This window comes from Devosia sp. P3_B2 (assembly GCF_056402875.1).
Genome location: NZ_JBFUGO010000026.1, coordinates 1 through 7,563 on the forward strand (window position 1 = coordinate 1; position 7,563 = coordinate 7,563).

Below are 7,563 nucleotides of genomic sequence, written 5' to 3' on the forward strand. Positions count from 1 at the left end.
GACCGGGTGGGCTGCGGGTCGCTGCAGTTCAGGCGGAAACCATCACGGCAAGGACCGGTTCGCCGGTCAAGCCGCTATCACGCGAGGGTCGCTCGATGCGGAGTGGCCCAAGGGACGAAGCCTGGCACGCATGAGCCGGGCGGGAGCAACGAAGGCGGTGCTGGCATTCCGGCCGCCTTCCGCGTTTCCCATCGTTCTTGCGATGCGGCAGGGGATGCGCCCCGGCACTGGTGGCATAGGCCCAAAACCCCGGCCGGCCGGCGAGGCGTGAGCCTCTTTCATTTGCGGACCACCGCTACGGGGCAAACGCCTCGCCGGTCCCGCTTCGTCTTCCTCGATCACGAGGAAGAGCTCTTTGAAAACTCCGAAGCCCGGTGGGCTGTCGGATGCATCAGCTTGACCTGCGGTTAGCGGCGCGCTCACCCACCCACCGGCCGGAGGAAGCGGGGTGCCGCTACGCCTCGACGTCCACAGCCTTCACCGGCTCCGGCAGGTCCATCGCCTCGACCTCGGCAATCAACTGCTCGATACGGTCGACGCGGTCGATGTGCCGTTGCTCCATCGAGAAGTTCAGCGTCATGTACTCGCGGCCGGGACAGAAGGTGGCGATGTTGGTGGCCGAGTGCCAGGCGCCGCAATAGATCGGCTCCATCATCCACTGGGTCACCGGTCCGAGCGTGCGGTGCGGCGGCACCAGGGTCAGCACCGTGTCGATGCGGCCCGAGAAGCGCCAGAAGCGAGCGCCGTAGAGGAACGAGAAGAACTGGTGGAGCTTCCTGTGCATGGCGAACAGCGCCAGCACGCGGACCTGGTACGAGGTGATGTCCTTGTTCTCGATCTCGCTGACCACCTTGTCGACGGACTGGACGTACTCGACGAAGTCCTTCGCATAGGGAAACTTCGCCTCCAGCGCACGGACGCGGAAGAAATCGTCGTCGGCCTCGGTACGGCGCGTATCGAGCATGGTGTAGGCGGCAGCGATCACCGCCTCGTTGAGCCGCCGGTCGGTGTCGGAATGCAGCGCATGGGTGACGATGGCGAAGTACAGCGAACGCTGACGCACTCCGAGCAGGCTGGCCAACCGGCGCAGGCGGTCGCGGCACAGCGCCAGGGTCTTGAAGCCCCAGGGCTTCTCCGCCGGCGACAGGATGTGGGCAAAGAACAGGTGCAGTGCTACGCCGAGGCCGGCTTGCAGCGCACCTTTGAAGCGCGCGCCGAAACTGACCTTGTTGGCCTTGTTGGACTGGATGCCGTGCCCCGCCGTCTGCGAGCGCGACAAGAGCGCCGAGTCCGAGCCCTCGAGCACGCAGTGCGCGGCGCGCACCTGGATCACAGAAATTCGCCCCTCGGCGTCCGGGCCGTCCTTCAGCGTCGCCGCCATGAAGCGGAACAGCGGCAGGTCAGGATGATCGAAGATGTCGGCGCTCTTGCTCAGCCACTTGTCCGGGTAGCCGTCGAAACTGTCGACCATCTCTACCGAGGTGATCGCGTCGAGCTGGGCTTCGGTGAAAGGATGACCGGGACGGGCGCCAACAAAGCCATGCGTCAACTGCGGAGCAAGGCCCACGACCTGCGCCACCAGTTCCTTCAGCTTCGCTTTGTCGAACTTCTCCTTGGAGAAGGCGGTGAAGAAGATGGTGTCCTTGCCGGCAAACAGGAACCACTGGAAGTTAGTGAACAGCGCCTGCGGGTTCTTCTGAACTGCTGCAAAGGCAAGGTCGAGCGCCTCGGCATGACTGCTGGCGAAGCTCGACGACGAAAAGCTTTTCATGGATCAACCCGAATAAAATCCCTGTTCTATAAGCCACGTGTTGGGCTGGAGGGTCAATCGGTTAGGACCACAGCTATCATAGGCCAGAGGTACGTGTTGCGTTGCGACCCCACGCGCCGTAAAGCTCTTGCCGATAGTTTCAATCCTAACTGTGCCTCGTTCGAGGCTCCCCCTTGCGCATCATCCCCCTCGTCCTCGCGGTCGCGCTGTTCATGGAAAACATGGACTCGACCGTCATTGCGACCTCGCTGCCCGCGATCGCCGCCGATATCGGCGCCGAGCCGATCTCGCTTAAGCTGGCGCTCACCGCCTACTTCGTGGCGCTCGCCATCTTCATCCCGCTCTCGGGCTGGATGGCCGACCGATTCGGAGCCAAGAATATCTTCCGCGTCGCCATCGTGGTGTTCATGGCCGGCTCGATCTGCTGCGCCTTCTCGGATTCGCTGCTGACGTTCGTCCTGTCGCGCTTCCTCCAGGGCATCGGCGGCTCGATGATGACCCCGGTGGCGCGGCTGGTGCTGGTGCGGGCGACGCCGCGCAACGAGCTGGTGTCGGCCATGGCCTGGCTCACCATCCCGGCACTGATCGGCCCGATCACCGGCCCGCCACTGGGTGGCTTCCTCACCACCTACCTCAACTGGCACTGGATCTTCTGGATCAACGTCCCGATCGGCATCATCGGGCTGGTGCTGGTCACCAAGTTCCTCAACGCTGTCGAAGGCCGCAACGAGCGGCCGGTCGACGTGCCCGGGCTGGCCCTCTCGGCCGTTACCTTCGCCGGCATCATGTTCGGCTTCTCGGTGATCAGCCTGCCAGCCATCCCGACGGTCGCCGGCTACGCTTCAATCGTCGTCGGGGTGATCGCCGGGTTGCTCTATCTCCGTCACGCCAAGCGGACCGAGTTCCCGATCCTCGATCCCAGGATGTTCCGGCTGCCGCTGTTCCGCAACGCCATCATCGGTGGCTCGCTGTTCCGCATCGGCATCGGCGCTTTCCCGTTCCTGATGCCGCTGATGCTGCAGCTGACCTTCGGGCTGACGCCGTTCGAATCCGGCCTCACCACCTTCATCGCCGCGATCGGCGCGATCCTCTCGAAGTTCGGCGCCGAGCGGCTCTACGCCGCCTTCGGCTTCCCGCGCACCCTGATGATCACGGCACTGCTCGGCTGCACCTTCCTTGCGGTCAACGGCTTCTTCACCCCGGCCGTGCCGCACTGGCTGCTTATGGCCTCCCTGCTATTCGGCGGCCTGACGCGCTCGTTCTTCTTCACCGGCGTCAATGCCCTGGTGTTCGCCGATGTCGACGAAGCGCAGGCCAGTCAGGCTACCGCGATCAACGCGGTGAGCCAGCAGCTCAGCGTCGCGGCGGGCGTCGCGGTCGCAGGTGGCTCGCTCGAGATCGCCTCGAACATGCATGGCGGCGACCTCGGCCTCGCCGACTTCCACATCGCCTGGTTCGTCGTCGCGGCGGTCGCCATCTGCAGCGCCATCCCGTTCATGCGCCTGCCACCCGACGCCGGCAGCGACGTCTCCGGGCACAAGGCGAAGCCCATCGCCAAGCCGGTCCCGGCGACACTCTGATTAGGTCCGAAACCCGATGTCCGCCCTCCGCCTGACCCCGCTGATCCTCGCCGTGGCGCTGTTCATGGAGAACATGGACTCGACTGTCATCGCGACCTCGCTCGCCGCCATCGCCCACGACATCGGCACCGAGCCGATCGCGCTGAAACTGGCGCTCACCACCTACATGGTGGCGTTGGCGATCTTCATCCCGGTTTCGAGCTGGATGGCGGACAAGTTCGGCGCCAAGCGGGTCTTTGCCTGGGCGATCGTCGTGTTCATGGCCGGATCGGTGTGCTGCGCCATCTCGGATTCGTTGCTGACATTCGTCCTATCGCGATTCCTGCAGGGCATGGGTGGGGCGATGATGACGCCGGTGGCGCGGCTGGTGCTGGTGCGGGTCACGCCGCGACAGCAACTGGTCGATGCCATGGCCTGGCTTTCGATACCGGGGCTCGTCGGCCCCATTGTCGGACCGCCGATCGGTGGCTTCATCACCACCTTCGCCAGCTGGCACTGGATCTTCCTGATCAATGTGCCGATTGGCATCCTCGGCATCATCCTCGTCAACAAGCACCTGCCCGACTGGCACCGGAACGAGCCGCGGAAGATGGATTTCACCGGCTTCCTGCTCGCCGGGTTGTGCTTCGCCGGCCTCGTATTCGGTATCTCGGTGCTGACGCTTCCGGCGCTGCCCGCGAGCTTTGGTTATGGCTCGCTGTTCCTCGGCGTTGTGGCGGCGGTCGCCTACTGGTTCCATTTCCGCCGCGCCGAGTATCCGCTGCTCGACCTCAGGATCTTCCGCCAGCCGCTGTTCCGGCTGACAATGATCGGCGGCACGATCTTCCGGCTCGGCACCGGGGCGATGCCGTTCCTGTTCCCGCTGATGCTGCAGCTTGCGTTTGGCCTCAACCCGTTCGAGAGCGGCATGGTGACCTTTGCCTCGGCCGTCGGGGCGTTCACCATGAAGTTCCTGGCGGAGCGCTTCATCGCGCGGCTGGGCTTCCGCAAGGCGCTGGTGATTGCCTGTACGATCACCGCCGGCGGCGTGCTGGCAATGGGGCTCTACACGCCCGACACGCCGACCCCGCTGATGCTCGCGCTGCTGGTGATCACCGGCTTCTTCCAGTCGCTGTTCTGGACGACGACCAATGCGTTCATCTTCGCCGATGTCGCCGACAAGGATGCCGGGCAGGCCAATGTGCTGAGCCAGGTGAGCGTGCAGCTGTCGCTCGCCTTCGGCGTTGCGATCGGTGGCGGCATTTTCGAAGGCGTGCACCTGCTGCATGGTGGCGCGCCTGATCTCAACGATTTCCACGTTGCCTTCTGGGTGATGGCGACGCTGACGCTGATCTCCGCGCTGATCTTCCTGCGCGTGCCCAAGACCGCGAACATGCACAGCCACCGGGCCGAGAGCGGTGCACCGGCGGAGTGATCAGTCCGGCGCGTTGCCCTTGAAGCCGCGGGCCAGGAGATAAGTCTCGGCGGAGTCGGCGCGGCTGGCTTTGGGCTTGGCGTGGATGGTGGTGGCGAAGTGCCGCTTCAGGATGGCGAGCAGTTCATGCTCGGTGCCGCCCTGGAACACCTTGGCGATGAAGGTGCCGCCCGGCGCCAGCACCCGCACCGCGAAATCGGCGGCGAGCTCGACCAGCGCGATGATGCGGATGTGGTCGGTGGCGCGGTGGCCGGTGGTGGGGGCCGCCATGTCGGACATCACGATATCGACCTTGTGGCCGCCCAGCGCCGCCATCAGGGCCGCGGGGGCGTCCTCGTCGTTGAAGTCCTTTTGCAGCAGGATAACGCCAGGGATCGGGGCCATCTCGAGATAGTCGATGCCGACGATCAGGGGCTTTTCATCCGTCGAGCCGACGATCTGTGCAGCGACCTGCGACCAACCGCCGGGGGCGGCGCCGAGGTCGACGATGTGCTGGCCCTTGTGGAACAGCTTGTAGCGCTCATCGAGCTCCTGGATCTTGTAGGCGGCGCGCGAGCGGTAGCCCTCGGCGCGGGCCTTGGCGACATAAGGATCGTTGAGCTGGCGCTGCAGCCACAAGGTGGAGCCGATCTTCCGGCCCTTCGATGTCTTGACGCGCACCTTGAGTTCGGTGCGCCGGCCGGGGCCTCCGGTTTTGACCATCAGCGGCTCCTGCGGTTATTGGCACGATCGGACCGGTCGGCGTCGATCAGCGAGATGAGAATGCCCTCGCGCAGGCCGCGGTCGGCGACGCGGAGGCGCTCGGTCGGCCATTCGCGGCGGATCGCCTCGAAGATGGCGCAGCCGGGCAGCACCAGGTCGGCGCGGTCCTTGCCGATGCAGGGGTGGGCGACGCGACGGTCGAAGCTCATGCCGAGCAGCGCCGTCATGGTGGCGTCGACATCGGCGCGGGTCATCCAGAGGCCATCGACCTTCTGGCGCTCGTAGCGTTCGAGCCCGAGATGGAGGCCGGCGAGCGTGGTGACGGTGCCCGAGGTGCCGATCAGGTGCACTGGGTGCTCGGCGATCATCTGGCGCAGCTTTTCGCGGCCGCGGAACTGGCGGAGCTGGCCGGCGACGAAATCGACCATGTCCTCGAAGGTTTCCGCCGTCACGTTAATGCCGCCGAACTTCTCGGCGATCGAGACGACCCCGACCGGCAGCGACTGCCAGGAGCGGATGGAGGAGGACATGCGGCCCTGCCGGCGCGGCCGGCCGCCGCGGAAATCGAGCCAGGCGAGCTCGGACGAGCCACCGCCGATATCGAACATCAGGGCACCCGCGGATTCCTCTTCGATCAGGTCGGCGCAGCCGGTGACGGCGAGCGAGGCTTCGGTCTGGCGGTCGACGATCTCGAGCACCAGGCCCAGCTCGCGCTCGACGCGGGCGATGAACTCGGGGCCGTTCGAGGCAGAACGGCAGGCCTCGGTGGCGATGAGGCGCATGCGGGTGGGCTCGTGCTCGCGCAGCTTGTTGCGGCAGAGGCGGAGCGCCTCCATGGTGCGCTCCATCGCGGCATCGGACAGACGGCCGGTGACGGAGAGCCCTTCGCCGAGGCGGACGATGCGGGTGAAGCCGTCGAGCACGCGAAAGCTGTTCTCGTGCGGGCGGGCGATCAGCAGGCGGCAATTGTTGGTGCCGAGGTCGAGCGCCGCGTAGAGCGGCCCTCGCGACCGGCGCGAAGTGGGATTGCCTGCGGGGTGCGTCCGCCGCTCCGCTCCGCTCGATCCGGGATGCCCCCCGGGATTCGCGGTGGTCGGGGCCGGGCCTGCGCCCTGCCCGTCACGGTGCCGCTCCAGGCTCTCGGTCCCGGCTGCGGCGGCGGACCGATCGGGATCGGTCAACCTTGCTCCATTTCCCCGCGCGGTCGCCGGCTGCCGGCCGAAGCCGTGGGCGCCCGACGCGGGCATATTTTCAGTGTCGCCGATGAGGGTAGAGGATGATCCGTGCCAACGCAACGCCCTGAATCTGCCGCAAAGTTGAACGGCGCGTGACCGCCGGATGAACGCTGCGAGGCGCAAAAGGGGTGTTGATCAGACGATCGATTGCCGCTAGAAGGCGCACCGAATGCTGCCGGTCACGCCGGACGGCATCCAGGCCTAGCGCTTGGGGAATAGTTCAATGGTAGAACTGCGGACTCTGACTCCGTCAATCTTGGTTCGAATCCAGGTTCCCCAGCCAGCCTCTCTTTCCTCAAATTGAGTGCCAACGGCCTATGGGTCGTGACGCATCCACACACTCGATGTCATCCCGGCGCAGGCCGGGACCCATCCTGAGGTGGTTCGGCTCGTGCTGGTGCCGAGGCACCTCAGGATGGGCCCCGGCCTTCGCCGGGGTGACGCCGTGGATGGGGATGGCTCCGGGCGAGCGAACAGGTCCGACAGCCCTGCGGCTTCGGAGTTTTCAAAGATCCTTCCCCTTTCGAGGAAGACGAAGCGGGACCGGCGAGGCGTTTGCCCCGTAGCGGTAGTCCGCGAATGAATGAGGCTCACGCCTCGCCGGCCGGCCGGGGTTTTGGGCCTATGCCACCAGTGCCGGGGCGCATCCCCTGCCGCATCGCGAGAACGATGGGAAACGCGGAAGGCGGCCGGAGTGCCAGCACCGCCTTCCTTGCTCCCGCCCGGCTCATGCGTGCCAGGCTTCGTCCCTTGGGCCACTCCGCATCGAGCAACCCTCGCGTGATAGCGGCTTGACCGGCGAACCGGTCCTTGCCGTGATGGTTTCCGCCTGAACTGCAGCGACCCGCAGCCCACCCGGTC

General features: G+C 65.8%; 5 protein-coding genes and 1 tRNA gene. 3 read left to right on the forward strand and 3 right to left on the reverse strand.

Annotated elements, in window-relative coordinates:
• Window positions 1-454: 454 nt before the first annotated feature.
• Window positions 455-1,771, reverse strand: coding sequence for a hypothetical protein (locus AC1DV8_RS22840; protein ID WP_477159035.1), 1,317 nt, complete (start codon window positions 1,769-1,771; stop codon window positions 455-457).
• Window positions 1,772-1,983: 212 nt separating this feature from the next.
• Here AC1DV8_RS22840 and AC1DV8_RS22845 point away from each other — a divergent pair, with 212 nt between their 5' ends.
• Both AC1DV8_RS22845 and AC1DV8_RS22850 read left to right on the forward strand, forming a co-directional pair.
• A complete protein-coding gene (locus AC1DV8_RS22845) occupies window positions 1,984-3,351 on the forward strand; it encodes an MFS transporter (protein ID WP_477159038.1) in 1,368 nt (455 codons plus the stop codon).
• Window positions 3,352-3,367: 16 nt separating this feature from the next.
• Complete coding sequence (locus AC1DV8_RS22850; RefSeq protein WP_477152242.1) at window positions 3,368-4,765, forward strand: MFS transporter; 1,398 nt, start codon at window positions 3,368-3,370, stop codon at window positions 4,763-4,765.
• Here the strand turns inward: AC1DV8_RS22850 and AC1DV8_RS22855 are convergent, their stop codons facing one another.
• Window positions 4,766-5,467 carry an RlmE family RNA methyltransferase gene (locus tag AC1DV8_RS22855; RefSeq protein WP_477159036.1) on the reverse strand — a complete coding sequence of 234 codons (702 nt, stop codon included), beginning with the start codon at window positions 5,465-5,467 and terminating at the stop codon, window positions 4,766-4,768.
• Window positions 5,467-6,648, reverse strand: coding sequence for a Ppx/GppA phosphatase family protein (locus tag AC1DV8_RS22860; RefSeq protein WP_477159037.1), 1,182 nt, complete (start codon window positions 6,646-6,648; stop codon window positions 5,467-5,469). The genes AC1DV8_RS22855 and AC1DV8_RS22860 overlap by 1 nt, the downstream gene beginning before the upstream one ends.
• A gap of 263 nt (window positions 6,649-6,911) precedes the next feature.
• Here AC1DV8_RS22860 and AC1DV8_RS22865 point away from each other — a divergent pair.
• Window positions 6,912-6,985, forward strand: a tRNA-Gln gene (locus AC1DV8_RS22865).
• Window positions 6,986-7,563: the final 578 nt, after the last annotated feature.